The 21,363-nt window shown below is 67.8% G+C and carries 21 protein-coding genes, 1 tRNA gene and 1 riboswitch; of the genes, 9 read left to right on the forward strand and 13 right to left on the reverse strand.

Annotated features, from left to right (window positions below; all coding sequences use genetic code 11):
* Positions 1-254: 254 nt before the first annotated feature.
* Together ACYCO6_RS24650 and ACYCO6_RS24655 are read left to right on the forward strand one after the other, a co-directional pair.
* Positions 255-584, forward strand: a complete 330-nt coding sequence (locus tag ACYCO6_RS24650) for a hypothetical protein (protein ID WP_459764220.1) — start codon at positions 255-257, stop codon at positions 582-584.
* 6 nt (positions 585-590) lie between these two features.
* Positions 591-851: a BrnA antitoxin family protein gene (locus ACYCO6_RS24655; RefSeq protein WP_459764222.1), complete on the forward strand. Its 261-nt coding sequence runs from the start codon at positions 591-593 to the stop codon at positions 849-851.
* Positions 852-886: 35 nt separating this feature from the next.
* On the opposite strand, the gene ACYCO6_RS24660 is transcribed toward ACYCO6_RS24655, so the two are convergent.
* Genes ACYCO6_RS24660 through ACYCO6_RS24670 form a run of 3 tightly spaced genes read right to left on the reverse strand, consistent with a single transcriptional unit; the run spans position 887 to position 2,642 of the window.
* On the reverse strand, positions 887-1,369 hold the full coding sequence (locus ACYCO6_RS24660) for a YaiI/YqxD family protein (protein WP_459764224.1): 483 nt from the start codon (positions 1,367-1,369) through the stop codon (positions 887-889).
* Positions 1,366-1,569, reverse strand: a complete 204-nt coding sequence (locus tag ACYCO6_RS24665) for a hypothetical protein (protein WP_459764226.1) — start codon at positions 1,567-1,569, stop codon at positions 1,366-1,368. Before ACYCO6_RS24665 ends, ACYCO6_RS24660 begins: the two co-directional genes overlap by 4 nt.
* On the reverse strand, positions 1,569-2,642 hold the full coding sequence (locus tag ACYCO6_RS24670; protein ID WP_459764228.1) for an adenylate/guanylate cyclase domain-containing protein: 1,074 nt from the start codon (positions 2,640-2,642) through the stop codon (positions 1,569-1,571). The genes ACYCO6_RS24665 and ACYCO6_RS24670 overlap by 1 nt, the downstream gene beginning before the upstream one ends.
* Positions 2,643-2,943: 301 nt before the next feature.
* Here ACYCO6_RS24670 and ACYCO6_RS24675 point away from each other — a divergent pair, with 301 nt between their 5' ends.
* The gene (locus tag ACYCO6_RS24675; protein WP_459764230.1) at positions 2,944-3,783 is read left to right on the forward strand and encodes an aldo/keto reductase; all 840 of its coding nucleotides are present in this window, start codon (positions 2,944-2,946) and stop codon (positions 3,781-3,783) included.
* A gap of 12 nt (positions 3,784-3,795) precedes the next feature.
* On the opposite strand, the gene ACYCO6_RS24680 is transcribed toward ACYCO6_RS24675, so the two are convergent.
* From ACYCO6_RS24680 to ACYCO6_RS24690, 3 genes are all read right to left on the reverse strand, one after another.
* On the reverse strand, positions 3,796-5,502 hold the full coding sequence (locus ACYCO6_RS24680) for a diguanylate cyclase (protein WP_459764232.1): 1,707 nt from the start codon (positions 5,500-5,502) through the stop codon (positions 3,796-3,798).
* 331 nt (positions 5,503-5,833) lie between these two features.
* The gene (locus ACYCO6_RS24685) at positions 5,834-8,008 is read right to left on the reverse strand and encodes a transglycosylase domain-containing protein (RefSeq protein ID WP_459764234.1); all 2,175 of its coding nucleotides are present in this window, start codon (positions 8,006-8,008) and stop codon (positions 5,834-5,836) included.
* A 141-nt stretch (positions 8,009-8,149) separates the two neighbouring features.
* A complete protein-coding gene (locus tag ACYCO6_RS24690; RefSeq protein WP_459764236.1) occupies positions 8,150-8,536 on the reverse strand; it encodes an ATP-dependent helicase in 387 nt (128 codons plus the stop codon).
* Between the two features lie 192 nt (positions 8,537-8,728).
* On the opposite strand from ACYCO6_RS24690, the gene ACYCO6_RS24695 reads away from it, so the two are divergent.
* Together ACYCO6_RS24695 and ACYCO6_RS24700 are read left to right on the forward strand one after the other, a co-directional pair.
* Entirely contained in the window at positions 8,729-9,181 is a 453-nt protein-coding gene (locus ACYCO6_RS24695; protein WP_459773713.1) for a hypothetical protein, read from the forward strand.
* A 114-nt stretch (positions 9,182-9,295) separates the two neighbouring features.
* Positions 9,296-9,541, forward strand: coding sequence for a pilus assembly protein PilZ (locus tag ACYCO6_RS24700; protein WP_459764238.1), 246 nt, complete (start codon positions 9,296-9,298; stop codon positions 9,539-9,541).
* Positions 9,542-9,552: 11 nt separating this feature from the next.
* On the opposite strand, the gene ACYCO6_RS24705 is transcribed toward ACYCO6_RS24700, so the two are convergent.
* From ACYCO6_RS24705 to ACYCO6_RS24715, 3 genes are all read right to left on the reverse strand, one after another.
* Positions 9,553-10,623, reverse strand: a complete 1,071-nt coding sequence (locus tag ACYCO6_RS24705; RefSeq protein WP_459773714.1) for an acyltransferase family protein — start codon at positions 10,621-10,623, stop codon at positions 9,553-9,555.
* A 108-nt stretch (positions 10,624-10,731) separates the two neighbouring features.
* On the reverse strand, positions 10,732-11,106 hold the full coding sequence (locus tag ACYCO6_RS24710) for an HNH endonuclease family protein (RefSeq protein WP_459764240.1): 375 nt from the start codon (positions 11,104-11,106) through the stop codon (positions 10,732-10,734).
* A gap of 12 nt (positions 11,107-11,118) precedes the next feature.
* A complete protein-coding gene (locus tag ACYCO6_RS24715) occupies positions 11,119-11,814 on the reverse strand; it encodes an alpha/beta hydrolase (RefSeq protein WP_459764242.1) in 696 nt (231 codons plus the stop codon).
* 250 nt (positions 11,815-12,064) lie between these two features.
* Positions 12,065-12,170: riboswitch (TPP riboswitch) on the forward strand.
* Positions 12,171-12,241: 71 nt separating this feature from the next.
* On the opposite strand from ACYCO6_RS24715, the gene thiC reads away from it, so the two are divergent.
* On the forward strand, positions 12,242-14,128 hold the full coding sequence (gene thiC, locus ACYCO6_RS24720) for a phosphomethylpyrimidine synthase ThiC (RefSeq protein ID WP_459764244.1): 1,887 nt from the start codon (positions 12,242-12,244) through the stop codon (positions 14,126-14,128).
* A 22-nt stretch (positions 14,129-14,150) separates the two neighbouring features.
* Here the strand turns inward: thiC and ACYCO6_RS24725 are convergent, their stop codons facing one another.
* Complete coding sequence (locus ACYCO6_RS24725) at positions 14,151-14,528, reverse strand: TY-Chap domain-containing protein (protein WP_459764246.1); 378 nt, start codon at positions 14,526-14,528, stop codon at positions 14,151-14,153.
* Between the two features lie 369 nt (positions 14,529-14,897).
* Here ACYCO6_RS24725 and ACYCO6_RS24730 point away from each other — a divergent pair, with 369 nt between their 5' ends.
* Positions 14,898-15,236 (forward strand): hypothetical protein, encoded by a 339-nt coding sequence (locus tag ACYCO6_RS24730; RefSeq protein ID WP_459764248.1) that lies wholly within the window; start codon positions 14,898-14,900, stop codon positions 15,234-15,236.
* A gap of 10 nt (positions 15,237-15,246) precedes the next feature.
* Here the strand turns inward: ACYCO6_RS24730 and ACYCO6_RS24735 are convergent, their stop codons facing one another.
* Positions 15,247-16,071, reverse strand: a complete 825-nt coding sequence (locus ACYCO6_RS24735) for a class II glutamine amidotransferase (RefSeq protein WP_459764250.1) — start codon at positions 16,069-16,071, stop codon at positions 15,247-15,249.
* Between the two features lie 121 nt (positions 16,072-16,192).
* Positions 16,193-17,962, reverse strand: coding sequence for an N-acetylglutaminylglutamine amidotransferase (locus ACYCO6_RS24740; protein WP_459764252.1), 1,770 nt, complete (start codon positions 17,960-17,962; stop codon positions 16,193-16,195).
* A 239-nt stretch (positions 17,963-18,201) separates the two neighbouring features.
* Here ACYCO6_RS24740 and ACYCO6_RS24745 point away from each other — a divergent pair.
* A tRNA-Gly gene (locus ACYCO6_RS24745) sits at positions 18,202-18,276 on the forward strand.
* 676 nt (positions 18,277-18,952) lie between these two features.
* On the opposite strand, the gene ACYCO6_RS24750 is transcribed toward ACYCO6_RS24745, so the two are convergent.
* A complete protein-coding gene (locus ACYCO6_RS24750; RefSeq protein WP_459773715.1) occupies positions 18,953-19,960 on the reverse strand; it encodes an asparaginase in 1,008 nt (335 codons plus the stop codon).
* Positions 19,961-20,319: 359 nt separating this feature from the next.
* Between ACYCO6_RS24750 and ACYCO6_RS24755 the strand changes: the two genes are divergently transcribed.
* Complete coding sequence (locus ACYCO6_RS24755) at positions 20,320-20,982, forward strand: AAA family ATPase (protein WP_459764254.1); 663 nt, start codon at positions 20,320-20,322, stop codon at positions 20,980-20,982.
* Positions 20,983-21,363: the final 381 nt, after the last annotated feature.

The following is a 21,363-nucleotide window of genomic DNA, read 5'->3' on the forward strand; positions in this document are numbered from 1 at the left end:
CATCGATCAGCAATACCGGCGCACGAAACGAATGGTGTGCGCCGCCGTCCCGGGCCATCGACCCGGATTCGCCATAGGACTGGCGAGCATGCTAAAGCGTTTCTGAACTCGCTCCTGTGCGCGACCGTGAGCGCTGCAGGGGGGCGGTTCATCCGGCCTTGCCCCATCCCCCTCGAACAGGCCGGACCCGCCCAGACACCGTCCCGCGCAGGATGCAGGGGCCGGTGCCGCTGAGCCGGGGCGAAAGGGACAGGATGAGCGACGAGACTGAGTTCGACCTCGACGAGGTGAATGCCATCCGCGACGCGGAAGCCGAAGCGAAGACACGTGCCGAAAACCGCGCCGAGCGCGCCGAGCGCGCCGAGCGCATGGCTCGCGAGGGCGCCCAAGCCATGGCGGAGCATCACGCGGCCATCAAGGCGATGGACGAACGGACCGTCAGGCTGCGCTCCCTCCGTCTCGCCAAGGAAGCCGCCGACGCGCAGGCCAAGGCAGCCGAGAAGGAAGCCAAGGCGGCCTCCAAGGGGACGGCGAAGGGCGCTGCCAAGAAGGCGGCCCCGAAGAAGACCGCCGCGAAGGATTAGAGGCCGATGGCCGATGACCGCAATCGCCGCCGCTTCAGCGATCCGCGCGCGGCAGCCGAGGCGGCTTTCAGGGCCGCCACCACCCCGAAGCCGGCGGCTCCCTCGCCGCAGCCCGCTCCCCGCCCCGCTGCGGTTCCGGGCGCGCGGGAAGTGGTCAGCCTTCGCCTCGACAGCGCCGTGCTGGCTCATTTCCAGAAGGATGGGCCGGGTTGGCAGGAGCGCATCAATGAGGCGCTGAAGGCGCTCGTCTCCGGTCATCAGGGCTGAGGCCGACCGTCCGGGACGGCGGCGCGCTGTCTCGCTCAGATCCTGGCCGGCCGGTCCCGCAGGATCCTGTTCACCGCACGGTCGAGGGCCGACAGGAACGCCGACCGGTCAGCGCGCGAGTACGGCTTCGGGCCGCCTGTGATTGTTCCGGCCTCACGCAGGGATTGCATCAGGTCACGGGTCGCGAGTGCCATCCCGATCGAGGCCTCGCTGAACGGCTTGCCGGTGAAGGCCAGCACCGTGGCTCCTGCCTTCACACAGCGCGCGGCGAGGGGCACGTCGGCGGTGAGCACGATGCTCCCCGCTGCGGCGCGTTCGGCGATCCAGTCATCGGCGGCGTCGAGGGCGGAGCCGACCACGACGCGCACGATCCAGGGCTCTCGCGGCAGGTTCAGCACGCTGTTGGCGACGACATAGACCGTCAGGCCGTAGCGCGCGGCCACCCGGTAGGTCTCGTCCTTGACCGGGCAGGCATCGGCATCGAGGTAGATCGGCGGTCCGGACGGCTCGTCACTCATGTCCGCGGCACCAGCTTCGAAGTGAAGCCGCCGAGGATCAGCAGGATCCCGAGAGCAAATTGCCAGTGCTCGATGTCACCGCCCACCGAGCGCAGGACGGCGTGACCGAAGACGGCCAAGCCGATCAGGGGAAGCCCGAACCGCAGCGCCATCTTCAAGGCGAACATTGTGGTCGAGCGCGCGGCTCCAGCCTGGACCATCAGCGGGCAGCCGCGACCCGGCGCGGCGCCAGGTCTCCGAGCGGCGCGATGTCGGCGGTACCCCGCTCCAGCGTCGCCACCGCCAGCGGTGCTCCGCGACCGCGAAGAGCGTGGGCGCCGAGGGATCGGGCCCGCACGCCGGCGGGCAGGCGCGGCAACAATCCGAGGAGATCCTGCGAGATCAGGATGCCGACCCCCAATGGTCGACACAGGGCTTCGATCCGCGAGGTCACGTTCACGGCATCGCCGAAATAGGCGATCTTGTGCCGGTCGACGCCGACTTCGGCGGTGACCACGGAGCCGCCATGCAGGGCCGCCCGGAGCCGTGGCACGGTACCGAATCGAGCCGTCCAAGCGGCCGCATCGGCCTCGATCCGGTCGAGCACGTCGAACAGGCAGGTCACGCAGCGCGCATCCTTCAGGCCCCGGGACATCGGCCACGTCACCATGGCGAGGTCCCCGACATAGTCGTCGACGGAGCCGCCATTGCGTCGGACCGGCTCGGCCAGCGTGGCGAAGACCGCCCCGAGATATTCCTGGGCCCGCAGGTCGCCGTGCGCCTCCGCGAAGGCCGTCGATCCGACCACGTCGAGGAACAGGAAGATCCGCTCCTCAGCCACCGGCTTGTGATAGCGGCCGATCATGAAGTTGACGAACACCTCGCCGCCGATGAGGTCGCGCATCCGGATCACGAAGACCAGCAGGCCGGAGACCGCCAGCGCATAGGCCAGAACCCGGGCCGTCATCCGGGTGGCGGAGGCGAGATCGTCGGGCGTGAGAGCGAAGGTCCACACGACGAGTCCGCCCAGCGCGTTGCCGGCCATGATCATCAGCACGTAGGCGAGTTCGGCGGCCGGCACGTAAAGCCAAGCGGGAAAGCGCCGGATCCGCGCCTGCAGGCCGGCCAGGATCAGGCCGCGGTCGAAAGCGAGCACCGTCGCCCCCATGCAGAGGCCGTAGGTGAACCCGGCGAGCGGCGCGGCGCCGTCCGCGAAGATGATGTTGTAGAGCAATCCCGCGCCGGCAGCAGCCAACAGGATCAGGCCCCAGAACATCCGGTGGGCCGGCAGCATCGGCGCGTCTCCAGCTTGGCCAACCGACTGACCGCGCCCCGGACCGGGTTCCACGCGGGCCGGCGCGCAGGGCGCGGCACGTGGAGGCGCAGGCTTGGCGAGTCCTTGCGGCCCGACTTCAGACAATGGCCTAAAGTTTAGCGCCGCCTTTACCCGTCGCCCATTGCTCAACGCCCCAAGATGGCGCGAGTAAGGCGTGTCGGCTCGTTCTGCAGCTCAGCCGGGGCAGGCCGGCGGGGCCGCGCGGATGATCGGGTCGATGGTCCCCAAGAAGAGTCGCGTCAGGGAAGGGAGCGCTGCCATGTACGCGAGGAGCTTCGGCGCGGCGCGTGTCTCCGTGCCGGTCATCGGCCAGGGCACGTGGCATATCGACAGTGCGGACCGCGCCGATGCGGTTCGCGCGTTGCGGGCTGGCATCGACGCCGGCATGACCCATATCGATACGGCCGAGATGTACGGCGATGCCGAGGCGATCGTAGCTGAGGCCATCGCGGATTGCCGCGAGGAGGTGTTTCTCGTCTCGAAGGTGGTGCCGGGCAACGCCACCCGCCGCGGCGTCGCGCGCGCCTGCGAGGCCTCCCTACGGCGCCTGAGCACAGACCGGCTGGACAGCTATCTGCTGCACTGGCCGGGGCAGCACCCCCTTGAGGAAACGATTGCCGGTTTCGAGGATCTGCGCCGGGCCGGGAAGATCCTGTCCTGGGGCGTGAGCAACTTCGACGTCGAGGACCTCGACCGGGCGCTCGCCATCGCCGGACCGGACAGGATCGCCTGCAATCAGGTGCTCTATCACCTCAACGAACGCGCCATCGAGCACGCGGTGCTGCCCTGGTGCGAGAAGCATGGGGTCGCGATGGTCGGCTACTCGCCCTTCGGCAGCGGCGAGTTCCCCGATCCCGCGAGCGCCGGCGGCCGCGTGCTGGAAGGTATCGCCCAGGCGCACGGCACCACGCCCTACGCCGTCGCCCTCGCCTTCCTGACCCGGCTGCCCGGGACCTTCACGATCCCTAAGACCGGCCGCCCGGCACGCGCCGTCGAGAATGCCAGGGCGGCGGACCTGCATCTCGGCTCGGCCGAGATCGCCATGATCGACGCACATTTCCCGCGTGGTCCGCGCCCCCGCATGCTGCCGATGCTCTGAGCCCCGGCGGTCTCAGGCCCGCCGCGCGAGAAGGATCAGCTCGGCCTGCGGCGCGGTCCGGACGCGGTTACGACCCGCCGTCTTGGCGGCATAGAGCGCCGCGTCCGCCGCGAGGAACAGCGCATCGGACGCGGCGCCGGAAGCCGGCTCGGCGCTGGCGACACCGATGCTGACGGTAGCCACGCCGCCGACCTCCGGAGCGTGCGCGATCTGCAGGTTCACCACCGCCCGGCGGACGCGCTCGGCCGCGGTGCTGGCCGCCGTCGCGTCAAATCCGGGCAGGAGAGCCACGAATTCCTCGCCGCCAATCCGGAAGCTGATGCCGCCCGCCTCGAGCGTCCGGCGCAGACACTCTGCCACCGCCTTCAGAACGCCGTCGCCCCGATGGTGCCCGAACCGGTCATTGAACTGCTTGAAATGATCCGCGTCGACGATCAAGAGCGCGAGCGGCGTGCCGAGTTGGGCTGCCCGCTTCCACTCCGCCGCGAAGACCTCGTCGTAGCTGCGCCGGTTCGGCAGGCCGGTCAGGCCGTCGGTCCGGGCCAGTACGGAGAGCGCGGCGTTGGCCTCGCGCGAGGACGCCTCGGCCGCAGCGTGCCGCCCCACCTCACGGTGAAGCAGGATCGTCATCCCGAAGATCAGCACGTTGAGGCAGAGGATCAGGATGACGATGATCGCTGCCTTATAGATCCAAACGCCCCGGATGCTTTGAACGTCTGTGGCCACGGTCACGATCAGGGGCAAATCACCGAGTTGGGCAAAGGTGTAGAGCCGCGCCTCGCCGTCGAGGAAGGAGCGGCCGAGAAACGCGCCGCGCTCATGGGCGCGGTAATATCGATACCCGAGGCTCGGAGCGATGCTTTGTCCCGACGCCGCCGGCTTCGCAGGCGCGCGGATGAGGAGCGTGCCGTCCTGATGGAACACATTGAGGGTGAGCCCATCCTCGAAGCGCAGCTTATCGAACAGCGCCTGCAAGTGGTCCAGGACGATCGAGCCGGTCACGATCCCGGCGAACGTGCCGTCCGGCGCCTCGATTCGCCGGCTCAAGCGGACGATCTCCTGCCCGGAGATGCGGGAGCGGGTCGGTCCGAACAGGATCAGCTTCGCCGCCGGATCGGTGCGCAGCGTCTGGAACTCGGGCAGGTCGCTCAGATCATGGTGCTCCTTCTGGTCCTCATCGCTCGTCATCTCCACGTGCCCGGCCGCGTCCGTGACGGCGATGGCGCCCAGGCCGGATCCCGTGACGACGGTATTGAACAGGACCAAGCGCCTGAGCTGAGGCTCCAGGGCAGCAATGTCCGCCCGGGCGGCCAAGCGAGCGGCATCGCGCAGGGCCATATCGTAGACCCGGATGCTGTGGCCGACCCCTTCCTCGATCACCGCCAGCAGGTTTGCGCCGTTGCGCTGCGCATTGTGCCAAGCGGTGTCGCGCAGGTCGAAGCAGAGATAGGTGCCGACCAGGGTCATGCAGATCAGCAGGCTCGCGCCGGTGGCGGCGATCAGGCGCGAGGCCCGATCGGCGAAGAGCGCGCGGATCGCTGTAGCGGTCGATGGCAGGACCATGGGCGTCGCGTCGCTACGGCTGCCGGCGACCGCGCCGCCGCGATCACCGGATTTCCTATCGCGCCGAGCATGACCGCCCAGAACTGAAAAAGCCGTTATCGTCAAATCTAGACGTGTATAAAAATCTGGCCCTATACAGTTCTGGCGCCACTTCATCGGGCGACGGCGGCCGACAGACCTCCGTGCATCCGTTCGGCATTGCAGCGCAGCATGGGGGGCGAGCGATCGTCGTCACTGCGCGACCGCATCTCGCCACCCCGATGCGCTGCCGGCCGGATTGAGATTCGGAATGAGGGGGCCGGTTCCGTCGCGAGGATCGCCAGCGCGCCGAACGGCGGCAGGTTGGGTCGGATCGCCCGCGCACTCCACATGGCGGCCGCCGGAGGCATGGCCGGCCCTCAGGTGCCCTCGACCGAGCTTAGGTCATCGGCCAACGGTCCGCCACGACGCCGTCGGCCGCGCGCAGGCGGCCGAACGTGCTCGGCGGTCAATCCCCGATTCCGAACAACTTCTCGATGAAGTTGCGGTCGTCCTTCGGCGCTCGGCGGGACGGAGCCGACGGGCGCGGCGCCGGCGCCTCCGGCTGGCCGAAGATCTGCCCCAGGATCCCCTCCGGAGCGCCAGGGCCCGCGCTCGCCACCGAGGCGGTGGTGTCCGGCGCCTTGCGCCAGCGGTTGAGGCCGGGGAGCGGGACCGGATTCTGGCCCTTCAGCGCCTGAAGCATGTACGTCTTCCAGATCTCCACCGGCAGGTTTCCGCCGGAGGCCTTCTTGGTCGGCTCGCCGTCGTCGTTGCCGAGCCAGACCCCGGTCACGAGGCTGCCGGAGAAGCCGATGAACCAGGCGTCGCGGAAGTCCTGGCTGGTGCCCGTCTTGCCCGCGAGGTCCCAGCCCGGGATGTCGGCCTTCCTGGCCGTGCCGGACACGAAGGTCTCGTGCATCATCGCGTTCATCATGCCGTCGGCATTCGCGTCGATGACCCGGCCCAGACCGCTCTCTGAGCGCTTGTACAGCACTTTGCCGTCGGCACTCTTAACGGCGGTGACCACGTACGGGATCACGCCGGTGCCGCCGTTGGCGAAGGCCCCATAGGCGCCGACCATCTCCAGCAGCGTGACTTCCGAGGTGCCGAGGGCGATCGACCCGTTGGCCTGGAGCGGCGAAGTGATGCCGAGCCGCTGCGCGGTCTGCACCACGGCCTTCGGGCCGACCTCCTGGCCAAGCCGAACCGCGACGGTATTGAGCGACTGGGCAAGCGCCGTCCGGAGGGTAACCGGGCCCTCATATCGATGCGAGTAGTTCTCCGGCGCCCAGTTGCCGATGCGGATCGGCGCATCCTCCCGCACGGTGTCGGGCGTGGCGCCATGCTCCACCGCGGTGAGGTACACGAAGGGCTTGAACGAGGAGCCGGGCTGGCGCTTGGCCGTGGTCGCGCGGTTGAACTGACTCTGCGCGTAGTCGCGCCCGCCGATCAGCGCGCGGATCGCTCCGTCGGGCCGCATCGAGACCATGGCGCCCTGGCCGACATTGTAGCGCGCGCCCTTGGCGTTGAGCTCCTCTGTCAGCGCCTTCTCGGCGGCGGCCTGCAGGCCCGTATCGACGGTGGTCTGGACCGTGATGTCGGTGTCGAACTTGCCGACGTAATCGTCGAGGACATCCATCACGAGGTCGGCGACATAGTTGGCCGAGCCGCCGCCGCGGGCGTTGGCGGGCTTGGCCGGCTGGGCGAGCGCCACCTTCACGTCCTGCGCGGAGGCGAAGCCGAGTTCCTGCATCGCGGCGAGCACCTGCGCGGCGCGCGCCTGGGCCGCCGGCAGATTGCGGTTCGGCGCGAGCCGCGACGGCGCCTGGACGAGGCCGCCGAGCATCGCGGCCTGGGCCAGCGAAACCTCCTTGGCGGGCTTGCCGAAATAGCGCTGCGCCGCCGCCTCCACGCCGTAGGCGCCGGCGCCGAAATAGACCCGGTTCAGGTAGAGCTCGAGGATCTCGTCCTTGGTGTATTTGTGCTCGAGCCAGAGGGCGAGGATCGCCTCCTGGATCTTGCGCGACGCCGTCCGCTCCTGAGTCAGGAACAGGTTCTTGGCGAGCTGCTGGGTGAGCGTCGAGCCGCCCTGCGCGACGCCGCGCCGGGTCAGGTTCTGGCCGACGGCCCGGATGATCCCGACCGGGTCGACGCCGAAATGCTGGTAGAAGCGCCGGTCCTCGATCGCCACGAAGGCGCGCGGAAGGTACGGCGGCAGCTCCTTGATCGACACCACCCGGCCGCCCGTCTCACCACGGTTGGCCAGGAGCGAGCCGTCGCTCGCCAGGATGGCGATGTTGGGCGGGCGCTTGGGCACCGCGAGCTGATCGATCGGCGGGAGCTGAGAGGCATGGTAGGCGATGAGCCCGGCCAACCCGATCACCGCCCAGAGGCCGAGCACGACGGTGCCGTAGACGATCCGGCCGAGCCACGAGCGCCGACGGCGGCCACGAGCCGGAGCTTTCGACCGACCTGCTGTCCTGGCCGGCTGCCGCGCCGCCCCGCCCGATCGCTTCGCCACGCCGTCTCCTGTCCCGGGACGGTCCTCCCGGGACAGACGCAGATCGAGTTCGCCGCGATCCCGCACGCGCCCCTCGGGCACGTCGAAGTTCGGCTCAATCCTGCCCCGACCCTTGGCCATGCATCCCGTCTTCGAATGATCCGAACCGGCGCGCGTATCCCTTGCGGCGCGGTACGGTTTCCGCACGCTAAATGCGGCGGTTTAAGGGGCCGTTATCGAACCGTTCGACACCCGTTCCGGTCAGGGATGGACGCGCAACCCTCAACCCTCGGCGGCAGGATCCCCGGATGGCGTGGCTCCAAGAACACGCCGTGCCTCGGCCAGCAGGACCGGGTGACGCACCGATTGCGGGCCGGAATCCGGCGTCTCGCGGCCGAGCCGCGCGATCCGCGACAGGAACAGGCGGCGGCGCAGGCCGAACCGACCGATGCTCATCGTGAGCGCCTGAAGGACGAGGCGCACCGCCTCGGTCCGCTCCCGTTCCTGCACGATCTCCGCCTTCAGGGCCTCCTCGCGCTGGAGCGCGGCGTCCAGCTGAAGTCGGACGGTGCTGCGGCTCGCCTCGTCCTTGCGCGCCGCCTCCAGCTGGATCCGGCATTCCTGCAGCGCGCTGAGCAGCAGAAGCTCCTGCGCGGACGCATCCCTCATCAAGGCCTCCCGAAGCGCCGTCTCCCCTCGGACAACGAAGAGACGCGCCCGATCGATGTCACAACCCGGCACCTGCCTGAGCGGCAAGGCCGATCTCATCTGGTCGACGCCATAACGAGCGGAGCCGCTGGCCGGAAGCCGGCATTCGGATTAATCGGCATGGCCGACGCCAACCGCGGGGGAATCGGGGACGTGCGCAATCGGATTGTTCTGGCTTTCGGGGCCGTCTTGCTGGGGTCGGGCCTGCTCGCGCTCGCTCCGGCCCACGCCTACCAACTCGATACGGTGAACCTGATCGGCTGCGCGCAGGAGGGCGGCGCCTGCCGGATGCCCTACCCGACGAACGTGTATTTCGGCGTGCCCGGCCGGACCAACGGCCGGCCGTTTCCGCAGGGCGGCATGGTCCCGTGCAACAGCCAGACCTTCGGCGATCCCGCCCCCGGTCAGCCGAAAAGCTGCTGGTATGCGCCGCGCGTCTCCGCGCGCGGCAGTGCCGATCGCTATCGGGACGACGGGGATGATGACCGGGGCCGCGACGTGTACCGCTACGGCCGCGATTACGATCGCCCGCCGGTGCGCCGCCCCTACGACGAGGATTACGGCCCAGCCCGGCGACGCTACCGGGATGACCCGGACGACTATTGATCCACAAGCTAGCGGGACGATCCACAGCTCGTATCGGCCCCGTTAACTGACATCCGGCATCGTCGATGGCGCGGAATCGTGGCCTGCGCGTCACGAGACCGGATGGAGGGGACGATGACTGAGGATCGCCGCAGCGCGTTCCGGAAGAATGCCTTCACGTTCGGCACGCTTCTCCTGGCCTGCGGTGAGGTCAACTGCCTCGTCTGGGACGCCACCGAGACGGGAGCGCAGATCGAGGTCGAGGATAATCAGGCGGTGCCGGAGCGTTTCCCGCTTCGTCTCACGGCGGGCGGAGATCCGCGGCCAGCGGCCGTGGCGTGGCGACAAAACCGCCGGATCGGCATCGCCTTCGAGGGCTGAACCGTGCCGCATCAACCCGCCTGAAAGGCCGGCCGCGCACGGGTTTCACTCGCCGCGAGTCGGAAGAACCGGGGCCGCACGAAAAGCAGATTGAGCGGCGTATCGCGCACCAGCCGCTCCAGCACCAGCGGCACCAGCACCGCCGCCGCCATGACCCCGACGCTGGCGAGACCGACATCCGCGATCACCCCGGTTCTCACGAGGAATTCGCGCGTCGCGGCCATCGGCAGTGAGAAGGCGAGATAGATCACGATCGAGCGCTGCCCGCAGGTTCTGATGGCTTCGGCCACCGAGCCTCCCGCCTGGCAGATCAGCGCGGCCGCGACCACGATCGCCAGCGCGCCGGCCGCCCCGAGGGCGAGACTGATGAGCGGCAGGCTGGCCAGGGTCGGATAGGGGGGATGGCCCGTCGGGGTCAGCGCCAGCCATGCCTCAGCGCCGGCCCAGGCGGCGAGACCGCAGAGGGCTGGAACAGTTCGCCGCCCTGCGGCTTCCGCCAGGGTGAAGATTCGACCGGCAAACAAGTAGCCGGCGACGAAATAGACGTATCGAGCGCAGAACTCCTCGATCAGGGTCGATTCGCTGCGGATATCGGCAATCTGCAGCAAGGCGGCGCCGACCAGCAGCACGCCGCCGGGCATGCGCCGGAAAGCCTTTGTCACGACCGAGAAGACTGCCAGCAAGTAGATGAACCACAGGCTGGAATACGGCTCGATGAGCGCGTGCAGGAGATGCGCCGCGAAGGCCGGAGATCCGGCATCGCCGGCGATCTTCCCGTACTTGGCGGCCGACTGGATCACGAGCCAGAGCAGGTAGAAATAGGCGAAGTGGACCACCCGGCGGTCGGAGAACAGCCGCCAGTTGCGGTCGATCACCCGGCCCATGAACAGGCCGGACAGGAGGAAGAAGTCTGGGATCCGGAACGGCTTCGCGAACGCGACGACCGGGTGGAGGAAGCCGACGCCCCCCAGAGCCTCGCCGGTGCCGGTGACGGCATGCATCATCACCACCAGCAGGATGCAGATGCCCTTCGCGACATCAACCCAGGCGAGTCGATCGCTCGCGTTCCCGGCCCCGGTCATCATCCCACCCTCGAAACCGGGACGATCCTGAACCGACTGAGGTTGAAAGTACTATTTGCGGCGCGCACGACCTGCGGACGTGACGAATGCGGGGTAAACGCTCGGCGCTCAGATCTTGCGCCTGGCCGCCCGCCTGTCGCGGGTCATGCGGGTGGCGGCGTGGAAATCGTCGGGCTTGCCGCGGACCCAGGTCAGGAAGCGGGCGATTTCCGGATCGGTCCGCAACGCCTCCACGTCGGCGAGGCGCCGGGCGATCTCGGCCTCGCTGTAGCGGGCGTGGATCGCCGAGTGGCAGATTTGGTGCAGCCGCACGGTCCCACGATGCGTGCCGCCCTTCAGCTTCGGGGTCAGGTGGTGGAGGCTGGAGCGGGCGCGCGGCGGGATCGGCCTCTCGCAAAGCGGACACACCGGATCGGTCCGGGTCGCGGGCCCCTGCAAATCCGGATCATCGGCGCTCCAGCGCCGGGCGCGCCGTCCGACCACGCGTTTCTCCTCTCACCGCGACTGTCCGGCGGCCGTGACAGTACAGGCGCTCCGCACCTGCTCGCCGAACAACGTCTCGGCCTCGCGATCTCGGCTGCCCAGGATGGAGACGTGATCGCCTTGCATCAGATCGATCCGCGCCCGGGCGCCGGCCGCCGTGGCAAGCGCTTGTGCGAGCTTGGCCGGCACCACCGGGTCGTCGCGGCCCTGCACGATCATCACCGGCTCGGTCCCCGCGCGGATGCGGAGATCCGAGCGATAGGTGTCGCGCAGCAGCCAGGACGGGATCAGCGGGGCATGCAGCCGCATGGTGTGGATCATCGAGTTAAAGGGCGCTTCGAGATAGAGCCCCAGGGCCGTCACATGCCCGGCGACCGCCACCGCGACGGCCGCGCCGAGGGAGTGGCCATGCAGCAGGATCGGGGCGCCCGGTGCGCGCTCCGCGGCGGCCGCGGTCGCCGCCACACCGTCGCGGATGAGGCCGTCCTCGCTGGGCCGCCCGGTCGAGCCCGGGTAGCCGCGATAGGCGGGCGCCAGCATGCCCCAGCCGGCTGCGCGCCAGGGTCCGGCCGCGAAGCGCGCCGCGTGTGGTTCCGGGCGGGAGCCATTGCCGTGGAAGCTGACGACCACGCCGCAACCCGGGCGCGGCGGCCGCCACAGGGCGTGCAGGCGCTCACCGTCCTCGGTCACCACCGTGATGACCGTCACACCGGGCGGCACCGCCCAGGGCGGTGGCGGCCGGTAGGCCCCCGATAGATCAACCGCCTCTGGCCGAGCGCGAAAAGAGCGAGCGCCAGGCCATAGAGCAGGAGCGCGGCGAGCATGAAGCCGGCGAGAAGGCGCATACGGAACGACGGAAGAGAGCGGCGGCGAGCGCCTTCGAACGGACGGAAATCGAAATGTATCAACTAGGACGGGGAGCCCGCATTGACAAAGCCAGCCGCGGGCCCGAGTCTGGAACCGTTCCGAGGGGGGCCCCGCAGGGGGCTGAGATTGGGCACGCTGCCCTGACCCTTGAACCTGATCCGGCTCATACCGGCGGAGGGACGGGAACCTGCGGTCGCGCCTCGAGCGGCCGTATCTCATCTCAGCCATCGCGTGGACCGGACCGCTCCAGCACGAGGAGAGGCCCACGATGAACGCACCCGTTCTCCCGAAGGACGTGAAAGGCAGCCCCGAGGCCGTGACCACGGGTCCGGTTACCGGTTCGCGCAAGGTCTATGCGAGTCCGGCCGGCCGGCCGGACATCCGCGTGCCCTACCGCGAGATCGCCCTCTCCGATCCCAAGGAGGCGCCGGTGCGGGTCTACGACCCGTCGGGGCCCTACACCGAGACGGATGCGCGCATCGACCTCAGCGCCGGTCTGCCCGGCGTACGCGAGCCCTGGATCGCGGCGCGCGGCTACGCGGCCGTCGAGCCCCGTGCGGTCAAGCCGGAGGATAACGGCTTCGCGGGCGACAAGCTCGTGGCCCCCTGCCCCGCCGAGCGGACCATCCGCAAGGCGGCGCCCGGCCAGATGGTGACGCAGTACGAGTTCGCCCGCGCCGGGATCATCACCGAGGAGATGATCTACGTCGCCCATCGCGAGAACGTCTGCCGCGAGAAGATGCTGGAGAGTGCGGAGGCTGCGCTCGCCGACGGCCAGAGCTTTGGGGCCGCCATCCCGCCCTTCATCACCCCCGAATTCGTGCGCGACGAGGTGGCCCGCGGCCGGGCGATCATCCCGGCCAACATCAACCACATCGAACTGGAGCCGATGGCGATCGGCCGGAACTTCCTAGTCAAGATCAACGCCAATATCGGCAACTCGGCCGTCACCTCCTCGGCCGCCGAGGAGGTCGAGAAGCTGGTCTGGTCGATCCGTTGGGGTGCCGACACGGTCATGGACCTGTCCACCGGCCGCAACATCCACAACATCCGCTCGTGGATCATCCGCAACAGCCCGGTCCCGATCGGCACGGTGCCGATCTACCAGGCGCTCGAGAAGGTCGGCGGCGACCCGCTCAAGCTCGACTGGGAGGTCTTCAAGGACACGCTGATCGAGCAGGCCGAGCAGGGCATCGACTACTTCACGATCCATGCCGGCGTGCGGCTCGCCCACGTGCCGCTGACCGCCCGGCGCGTCACCGGCATCGTCTCGCGCGGCGGCTCGATCATGGCCCGCTGGTGCCTGGCCGGGCACCGGGAATCGTTCCTCTACGAGCGGTTCGACGAGATCTGCGACATCATGCGGGCCTACGACGTGTCGTTCTCGCTGGGCGACGGCCTGCGCCCGGGCTCGATCGCCGACGCCAACGACGCCGCCCAGTTCGGCGAGCTGGAGACGCTGGGCGAGCTGACCAAGGTCGCCTGGGACAAGGGCTGTCAGGTGATGATCGAGGGCCCCGGCCACGTGCCGATGCACAAGATCAAGGTCAACATGGACAAGCAGCTGAAGGAGTGCGGCGAGGCGCCGTTCTACACCCTCGGCCCTCTGACCACCGACATCGCGCCGGGCTACGACCACATCACCTCGGGCATCGGCGCCGCGATGATCGGATGGTTCGGCACCGCGATGCTCTGCTACGTCACCCCGAAGGAGCATCTCGGCCTGCCCGACCGGGACGACGTGAAGACCGGCGTGATCACCTACAAGATCGCCGCGCATGCCGCCGACCTCGCCAAGGGTCACCCCGCCGCGCAACTGCGCGACGACGCGCTGAGCCGCGCCCGGTTCGACTTCCGTTGGGAGGATCAGTTCAACCTCGGTCTCGACCCCGACACGGCCCGCCGCTTCCACGACGAGACGCTGCCGAAGGACGCCCACAAGGTCGCGCATTTCTGCTCTATGTGCGGACCGAAGTTCTGCTCGATGAAGATCACGCAGGATCTGCGCGCCGAGGTGCTGGCGATGGAGGAGGCCGGCGAGGTCGTGGGCGCATCGCCCGCGATGTCGAAGGCCGAGGCCGAGGCCGGCATGCGGGCCAAGTCGCAGGAGTTCCTGGCCGAGGGCGGGAAGCTCTACGTCGACGCGGCCGAGTGACGGTCCGGCACGCCCGGTCGTTTCAGGACACGGGCGTGCCGCAGGTCGTGCCCGGATCGCCGCCGTGTGGCGCCTCGATCCGGAGCACCGATCCGGTATGGGTGCCGTAGGCATCGTGCAGCGCTGACAGCATCAGATCCGCGGCGATGCCGACACCCGGTAGGCTGCCGAGGGCGAGTGTCCGGGAGAAGTTGTCTCGGGCGCTGGCCTGACTGTAACCGAGCCTCCGCAGGGTCACCCGCGCGGAGGCGTCGAGCCGCAGCCTGTCCGCACCGGCTGGCCGGTAGGCGTCGGAGGCGGCTTCGCAGAGCATCCGGGTATCGCAATCCTGAAAGATGCGCTGCACGTAGCGCTGCGGCTGTTCGCGAAGCATAACGACGATGAAGCGGTCGCGCGACACGTCAGCGGGACCGCGCCGATGGATGGCGTCGAGGCGTTCTATGATCGCGCACCGATGCCTCTAAATGAATGGATCGCGTGCCGCGGATGCTGTGCCGGCATCTGTCCGACTGAGCAGCAATGCCGCTGCCAGCAGCATCAACGCGTCGACGCCGCGCATTCGGGCCTCCCCATCCTGCGGCGATCGCAACGCTCCGCGAGTCCCCCGCAGCACGGCAAAACAGCATGAATTTGTGTCGGCGCGGTAACGGGATGTTCATCGCATGCCCGGCCGCGGCCCCGCATTCGGTGGATGAGCGGCTTCCGTTAAGGGACGCTTAGGCAGCTTCTCGATTCAATCCTTCGATCACAGGATCGCAGGAGATCAGCCATGGAGATCCGCCCGCTGGCCAGTTCGACACCGGGGCCCCAGGGGCTTGACGCGCTCGCGGCTACAGCCGCCGCGGCCCCGACGCAGGACACATCCCAGTCGCAGGCCCCTGCTCCCGCCCTCGAGCCGGCGGTCAAGCTCGACATCGGCTCGACCGGAAGCAAGGCGCGCTACATCCAAGACCCCGACACCAGCGCGATCGTCTTCCAGGTCCTGGATCCCGCCTCTGGCAACGTCGTCGAGCAATTGCCGAGCGAGACGGCCCTGCGCAATCGCGCGTACGAGTCCGCGCGGGGGACGCACGGTTCGCAGCACAGCAGCCTGTCACGGGTGGCCTGAGGCCGCGCTATCAGGCACGCAGGCGGCGGACACGCGCGTCGGGAGCGGCGGGGCCCAGGCCGAACTGCTCCAGGGACAGGATTTCCACCGGTGCGTCGCGCCGGGCGATGACGACGCTGTTCTCCGCGACGGGCATCCAGGTGCCGTGGTCCCGATCGAGCGGTTCCGAGGCGATGACCACGCCCCCTTCCGAGGCGCGGTAATAGAGAGAATTGGCCTTGTCGTTGGCGGCATACCGGAAGGCGTAGAGATCCCGCCCGTCCGCGAGGGCAGCCGTGAAACGGAACGGATGCTCGCCTGCCAACTCGGTGAGCCGAACGAGGGCGCGCGTCGTCGCGTCCACCGGATCGCGGCGCGGTCCAGGTCCCATGAGCCCGCATCCGAGCAGCCCGAGGAAGATCGCCTCCGAATCGGTGGTGCCGGCGCGCGACGGATAGAGTTCGTCGGGGATCATCGCCTCGACGGGCCGCCGCAGACGATTCCAGTCGCCGATGTAGCCATTGTGCATGAACAGCCACGGCCCACACGCGAAGGGGTGGCAGTTCGGCCGGGTGATCGGCGTTCCCGTCGCGGCCCGCACATGCGCGAAGAACAGGTGCGAGTGCAGATGGCGGCATAGGTACCGCAGGTTGTCGTCCGACCAAGCAGGCTGCACCTCGCGGTAGCGACCCGGTTCGGGATGGTCGCCATACCAGCCGAGACCGAAACCGTCGCCGTTGGTGGCCGCGGTCGATTCTAGCGCCTGGATGCTCTGCGACACCAGACTGTGGGACGGCTCGGTAACGTAGTGCTCCAGCGGGATGGTGCGTCCCGCATAGGCGATCCAGCGGCACATCGACGGGCTTCTCCGGGTGCGTGTCGGAAGGCTGATCCGGGACGATCGTGGACAAAGCGCGGCACCTTGAGCGCCGCGTCGATCACAATCTATCGCGAGAACCGTGCCTCGACGTACGGCCTCAGACGCCGTGGGTCTGGAGCCAGCTCTCGAGAAGGGCGACCTGCCAGAGCTTGGAATTGCCTTTGGGCGTCAGGGTACCGTCCGGGTCGGCGAGCAGATGGTCGACATAGGCCCGATTGAAGATGCCGCGCTGGCGCGCCTCCGGCCTGTCGAGCACCTCGCGGACGAAGTCCAGGAACGGACCCCGTATGTGTTTCAGTGCGGGGACTGGGAAATAACCCTTCTTCCGGTCAATCACCTCGGCCGGGACAACCGCGCGAGCGGCTTCCTTGAGGATGTGCTTGCCACCGTTGCAGACCTTCAGCTCGGCCGGGATGCGGGCCGCCAATTCGACGAGGTCGTGGTCCAGGAACGGCATGCGGGCTTCGAGGCCACAGGCCATGGTCATGTTGTCGACCCGCTTCACCGGATCGTCGACCATCATGATCTGCTGGTCGAGTTGCAGGGTCTTGTCGATGGCGCTGGCGCTTTTCGAGCTTGCGAAAAACCTCTCCAGGTACTCCGTGCTGTAGTCGCCGTTCAGCAGGTCCGGCGCCAACGCCTCGCGCATCTCGGCGTGGTCGCGGTCGAAATAGGCTTTGGCGTAGTCCGAGACGGCATCGGTCGAACTCATCAGCTTCGGATACCAGTGATAGCCGCCGAACACCTCGTCGGCGCCCTGGCCGCTCTGAATCACCGTCACGTGCTTGGCGACCTCCTGCGACAGGAGCAGGAACGCGACCGCATCGTGGCTCATCTGCGGCTCTGACATCGCGGCTATAGCCGCGGGGAGTGCCTCCAGGGTGCGCGACCCGTCCACGGCGAGTTTGGTGTGGTCGGTTTCGAAGGTCTGGGCGATGATGTCCGAGTACTTGAACTCATCGCCCTCGACACCGTTCACGGCGTCGAACCCGACGGAGAAGGTCTTCAGGCCTGTCTGGCCCTTGCGTGCCAGGAGCGCGACGAGGAGCGAGCTGTCGAGCCCGCCGGACAGGAGGACGCCCGTGGGTACGTCGGCGACCTGCCGGCGCTCCACCGCGGTGCCGAGTGTTTCGAGCACGGCCTCGCGCCAGTCGGCCACCGTCATGGCGCGGTCGGCCTCGCGCGGGCCGATCGTGACCGTCCAGTAGATCTCCTCGCTGCGGGCGCCGTCCTTCTCCAGGGTCAGGATTGTCGCCGGGGCGAGCTTGCGCACGCCCTTGAGGATGGTCAGCGGCGCCGGCACGCCGGCGTGCCAGCTCATGTAGTTGTGGAGCGCCGCCGGATCGATCGCCGTGTCGACATCGCCCGCCGCGAGCAGGGCTGGCAGGGATGAGGCGAAGCGGAAAAGGCCCTTTGCTGCGCTGTAGTAGAGCGGCTTCACCCCGAGCCGGTCGCGGGCCAGCACGACGCGCCCGGAGTCGCGCTCCAGCACCGCGAAGGCGAACATGCCGTAGAAGCGCGTCACGCAGGCGCTCCCCCAAGCGTGATAGGCCTTGAGGACCACTTCGGTGTCGCTGGTGGAGAAGAAGACGTAGCCCTTCGCTTCCAATTCGGCGCGCAGGGCGCGGAAATTGTAGATGCAGCCGTTGAAGACGACAGCGAGGCCGAGGCCCGGATCCACCATCGGCTGCTGACCGGCTTCGGACAGGTCAATGATCTTCAGCCTTCGGTGGCCGAAGATGACCCGGCCGGACCCGAACAGGCCTTCGCCGTCCGGGCCGCGCGGCCGCAGGCATCCCATCATCGCGTGGACGGCGGCAGGATCGGCCGGGCCGTCGAAGCTGATCTCGCCGCAGATCCCGCACATGGTGGCTGTCGGTCCTCGTTTCGCCCGTGTACTCCCCAACGGAGCGGAACGGCCGGGATCCCGCAACGTTCCTCCGGCAACGCACGCTGCGATGGGGCGGCCTTGCACCGGCCCGGTTTCGTCGCCGACCGGTTTGACGCCGTCGCGCTCCCACTGCTAAAACGCGGCCGTACATGAACGCACGGGGTGCGTGCGGAGCGGACGCTTCGGACACGCACGATACCCGAGTGACCGTGTTCGCGGGCGTAGTTCAGTGGTAGAACGTCAGCTTCCCAAGCTGAATGTCGTCGGTTCGATCCCGATCGCCCGCTCCAACTAACTCTCTGAATCTGCTGCGGTTTCTCGTGCCCTGAACGGCCGAGGTGTTCCCCATGTTCCCCACGGTGTTCCCCGCCGTTCCCCGAAGCTGCTCGGGGTCCTATCCGAGTCGGCTGGTGCCTCGGACCGTGGCACTTCTTCCTCGTCCTTAGCTCCGCTCCTGGAGCGAATGATAAGGTCGGCTTCGGACGCGGGTCGGATCGACGAAGACGCCGCTTCGAGGAGGCTAACCCGTGCAGGGCGCGGCTACGTCCGCTGACGGTGTCCGTTATCCGAGAAGCGGACCTTCGGCTTTGCGCCCATTGCCGCCGGACAGCGGTCCGCGGCTGCATCCCGGAAGCGGACGGTATGGCCACGGGGGCATTAGGTCAGGATCGCGCAAGGAGCCGACCTTCGCCAGGTTCGTCGCGCAGGGCCGGAATGGCTCCCCGGTGCCGGTCTTCTTCGACGTGTGCTCCGGAGCGCCTGGAGCCCAATGAGGCCGGACTCCAACTCGCGAGCGCCGAGGCGGCCGACTTGGAGCCGACGCCGCCCTTCTGAGCCTGACGGCCGAGCTGTTGCGCGCTGGAGACCATCAAAGGGGGTTACATCTCGGGTGATCAGGCAGGCGGAGAGGACGAGCCGCACCTAGCTCAACCCCGCGGTACTCCTGCGCGCCCACTGTTCGGCCTCTCACTTGTCGAAGAATGCTTGCAGAGCCGCGCGGTCCTTGGTCGTGGGCAGTACAATGAGGGTGAGGACCCGGGCCTTGTCCGGAGTGAGATCACCCGCAAACACTGCACCCGCTTTCAGCAGGGTGTTGCCACCGCCCTTGAAGCCGTACACCGGCAACGCGCGACCGTCGTAGACCTTGGTGGCAACGATTACCGGCACACCTTTGGCGATCACCTCGGCAATGGCGTCATGCATCTCGGCATTCATGTTGCCCCAGCCGTAGGCCTCGACCACAATCGCCTCCGCTCCGCTCTCGGCGGCGTGTCGGACCTGGCTGCCGTCGGCGCCGGCATACATCGACACGAGGTCGATCCGCGGCATCCGCTCGGGCAGCGGCAGGGTCTGGCGCCGCAACGATTTCCGACTGAACACGACCCGGTCCTCGTCCACATAGCCGAGGATGCCGGCTTCCCCGGAGTTGAAGGTCTCGACGTTGCTCGTATGGGTCTTGCGCACCTCGCGGGCCGCGTTGATGTGGTGGTTGAGGGTGACCGTGACCCCCATGCCAGCCGAGCCGTCTGCCAGGATCTGGCGGGCCGCATTGAGGAGGTTGCGCGGGCCATCCGCGTCCCAGTCCGAGGCGTTGCGCTGGGCGCCGACCAGTACCACGGGCTTCTCGCTCTTCAGAGTCAGATCTAGGAAGTAGGCGGTCTGGTCCAGCGTGTCGGTGCCGTGCAGGACGATAACACCGCGTACCTCCGGATCGGCCAGGATCTCTTCGACCTTGCGCGACAGTGCCGGCCAGCGGTCCGGTCCCATGTAGTCGCTCGGCACGTTGCTGAACTCTGTTACCGCGATGGTGGCGATGTCCTTCAACTTCGGCACAGCCGATACGAGGTCCTCGCCCGAGAGGGCCGGCACCGGCGCATGGGTCGTGGGATCGAGCTTCATCGCGATGGTGCCGCCGGTCGCGACGACGGCGATCTTGGGAAGCTCTGCTGCCTCTGCCTGACCTGCGAGAAGCATCAGGCCAACGAGCCCCTGGCACACCTGCCTCAGGATTGTTCCTGTCATCACGATCTTTCCCTATCGCGGAGCATTGGCCTTCCGATACCGGTGCACGCAGCAGCGGCTCCATGCTGATTTAGAGCGCCTCGTCCGCGGCAGAGATCGGATCCCTAGCAAGCTGGATACAAACGGCTTCATACTTCTCGTTGAGACCATCCGTGCAGACTGCCAGCCAGACGTATGACCGAACAGGCTGGGAGGGGTTGTCATTGTCCTGCTCCAGCCCACAGGATGGGATAGTGATAAAGGGCGCACGGCAGGCTGCAGCGTATATCCGGGTCGAAGCTTGGCGGTGGTCCTGAGCGTGGGCGAGCCGCATGGGGGTCCTCGTGCATGTGATCCTGATCGCGGCTCAGAAGGGTGGAGCCGGAAAGAGCACGCTGGCGGTGCATTTCGGCGCGCTGGCAGACCAGGACGGTAAGACGCTTCTCATCGATGCCGACCCGCAGGGCTCCCTGTCGTTCTGGCATCGGCTGCGTGCAGCAGAAACTCCGCAACTGATGCGGGCGACCGCAAGCGGGGCTGCTGATGTTCTCAGTGCAGCAGAGCGAGACGGAGCAGCTTGGGTTGTGATCGACAGTCCGCCACACAACGGGCCTCTCATATCCTCGCTCATGAGCAGAGCGACGCTCACGTTGATCCCAGTGCGACCAGGTCCGTTTGACCTGGACGCCGTCGGGGCAACATTGGCGATCGCGCGCAGCCTAGAGGCGCGGGCGGCTTGTATCATCAACGCGGCGCCGCCAATCACCCGCAGTAATAGGCCAACAAGCGTCGTCGCTGAGACACGTGATGTCCTCACGAGCATGGGCGCGATCGTTCTGCCAGGGCAGGTATCGCAGCGCGCAAGTCTCTCCCACGCTCTGATCAGCGGCCGCTCGGTCAACGAGTACGATCCGGACAGCCGCGCCGCAGCTGAGATTGCAGCGATGTGGTCAGCCGTTGTCCAACTCGTGCGGCCATCCCGGCATCACGCTTGAGGTTTGTACCATGGCAAAGCGATCTCGTCCGTCCCTCACCAGCCTCTCGGCGAAGGTGGGCTCTGTGTCGAGGGAAGCCATCAGCGCTCCAGAGCCGAAGGCGGCACCCGAACAGCTGACTAACACTTCAACAAGGAGCACCAATGAGGACAGAGCGGCCATTCACGCTCCCAAGCTGATGCAAGTAGGCGTGAATGGGCCTGGCTGGGTTGAGATGACTCGGCTTGCTAAAGACCTTGGCACGTCGGTAGAGGACTTGATGATTGCCTCCTTCAACGACGCACTCCTCAAGCATGGTCGGCCCCCCGTGGTTGAGGAGCAAAAAATAACCCCTGTGCCGTTGGCAGATATCAGCAAGGCGAGTAGCCAGCCTCCTTCTCC

The sequence above is a fragment of the Methylobacterium sp. CM6257 genome (assembly GCF_054611515.1).

Coding starts and splice junctions, on each gene's coding strand:
- ACYCO6_RS24650 (WP_459764220.1), top strand. CDS start 255: ATGAGCGACGAGACTGAGTTCGACCTCGACGAGGTGAATGCCATCCGC.
- ACYCO6_RS24655 (WP_459764222.1), top strand. CDS start 591: ATGGCCGATGACCGCAATCGCCGCCGCTTCAGCGATCCGCGCGCGGCA.
- ACYCO6_RS24660 (WP_459764224.1), bottom strand. CDS start 1,369: ATGAGTGACGAGCCGTCCGGACCGCCGATCTACCTCGATGCCGATGCC.
- ACYCO6_RS24665 (WP_459764226.1), bottom strand. CDS start 1,569: ATGGTCCAGGCTGGAGCCGCGCGCTCGACCACAATGTTCGCCTTGAAG.
- ACYCO6_RS24670 (WP_459764228.1), bottom strand. CDS start 2,642: ATGCTGCCGGCCCACCGGATGTTCTGGGGCCTGATCCTGTTGGCTGCT.
- ACYCO6_RS24675 (WP_459764230.1), top strand. CDS start 2,944: ATGTACGCGAGGAGCTTCGGCGCGGCGCGTGTCTCCGTGCCGGTCATC.
- ACYCO6_RS24680 (WP_459764232.1), bottom strand. CDS start 5,502: ATGAAGTGGCGCCAGAACTGTATAGGGCCAGATTTTTATACACGTCTA.
- ACYCO6_RS24685 (WP_459764234.1), bottom strand. CDS start 8,008: ATGGCCAAGGGTCGGGGCAGGATTGAGCCGAACTTCGACGTGCCCGAG.
- ACYCO6_RS24690 (WP_459764236.1), bottom strand. CDS start 8,536: ATGAGGGATGCGTCCGCGCAGGAGCTTCTGCTGCTCAGCGCGCTGCAG.
- ACYCO6_RS24700 (WP_459764238.1), top strand. CDS start 9,296: ATGACTGAGGATCGCCGCAGCGCGTTCCGGAAGAATGCCTTCACGTTC.
- ACYCO6_RS24705 (WP_459773714.1), bottom strand. CDS start 10,623: ATGACCGGGGCCGGGAACGCGAGCGATCGACTCGCCTGGGTTGATGTC.
- thiC (WP_459764244.1), top strand. CDS start 12,242: ATGAACGCACCCGTTCTCCCGAAGGACGTGAAAGGCAGCCCCGAGGCC.
- ACYCO6_RS24730 (WP_459764248.1), top strand. CDS start 14,898: ATGGAGATCCGCCCGCTGGCCAGTTCGACACCGGGGCCCCAGGGGCTT.
- ACYCO6_RS24735 (WP_459764250.1), bottom strand. CDS start 16,071: ATGTGCCGCTGGATCGCCTATGCGGGACGCACCATCCCGCTGGAGCAC.
- ACYCO6_RS24740 (WP_459764252.1), bottom strand. CDS start 17,962: ATGTGCGGGATCTGCGGCGAGATCAGCTTCGACGGCCCGGCCGATCCT.
- ACYCO6_RS24750 (WP_459773715.1), bottom strand. CDS start 19,960: ATGCTTCTCGCAGGTCAGGCAGAGGCAGCAGAGCTTCCCAAGATCGCC.
- ACYCO6_RS24755 (WP_459764254.1), top strand. CDS start 20,320: ATGGGGGTCCTCGTGCATGTGATCCTGATCGCGGCTCAGAAGGGTGGA.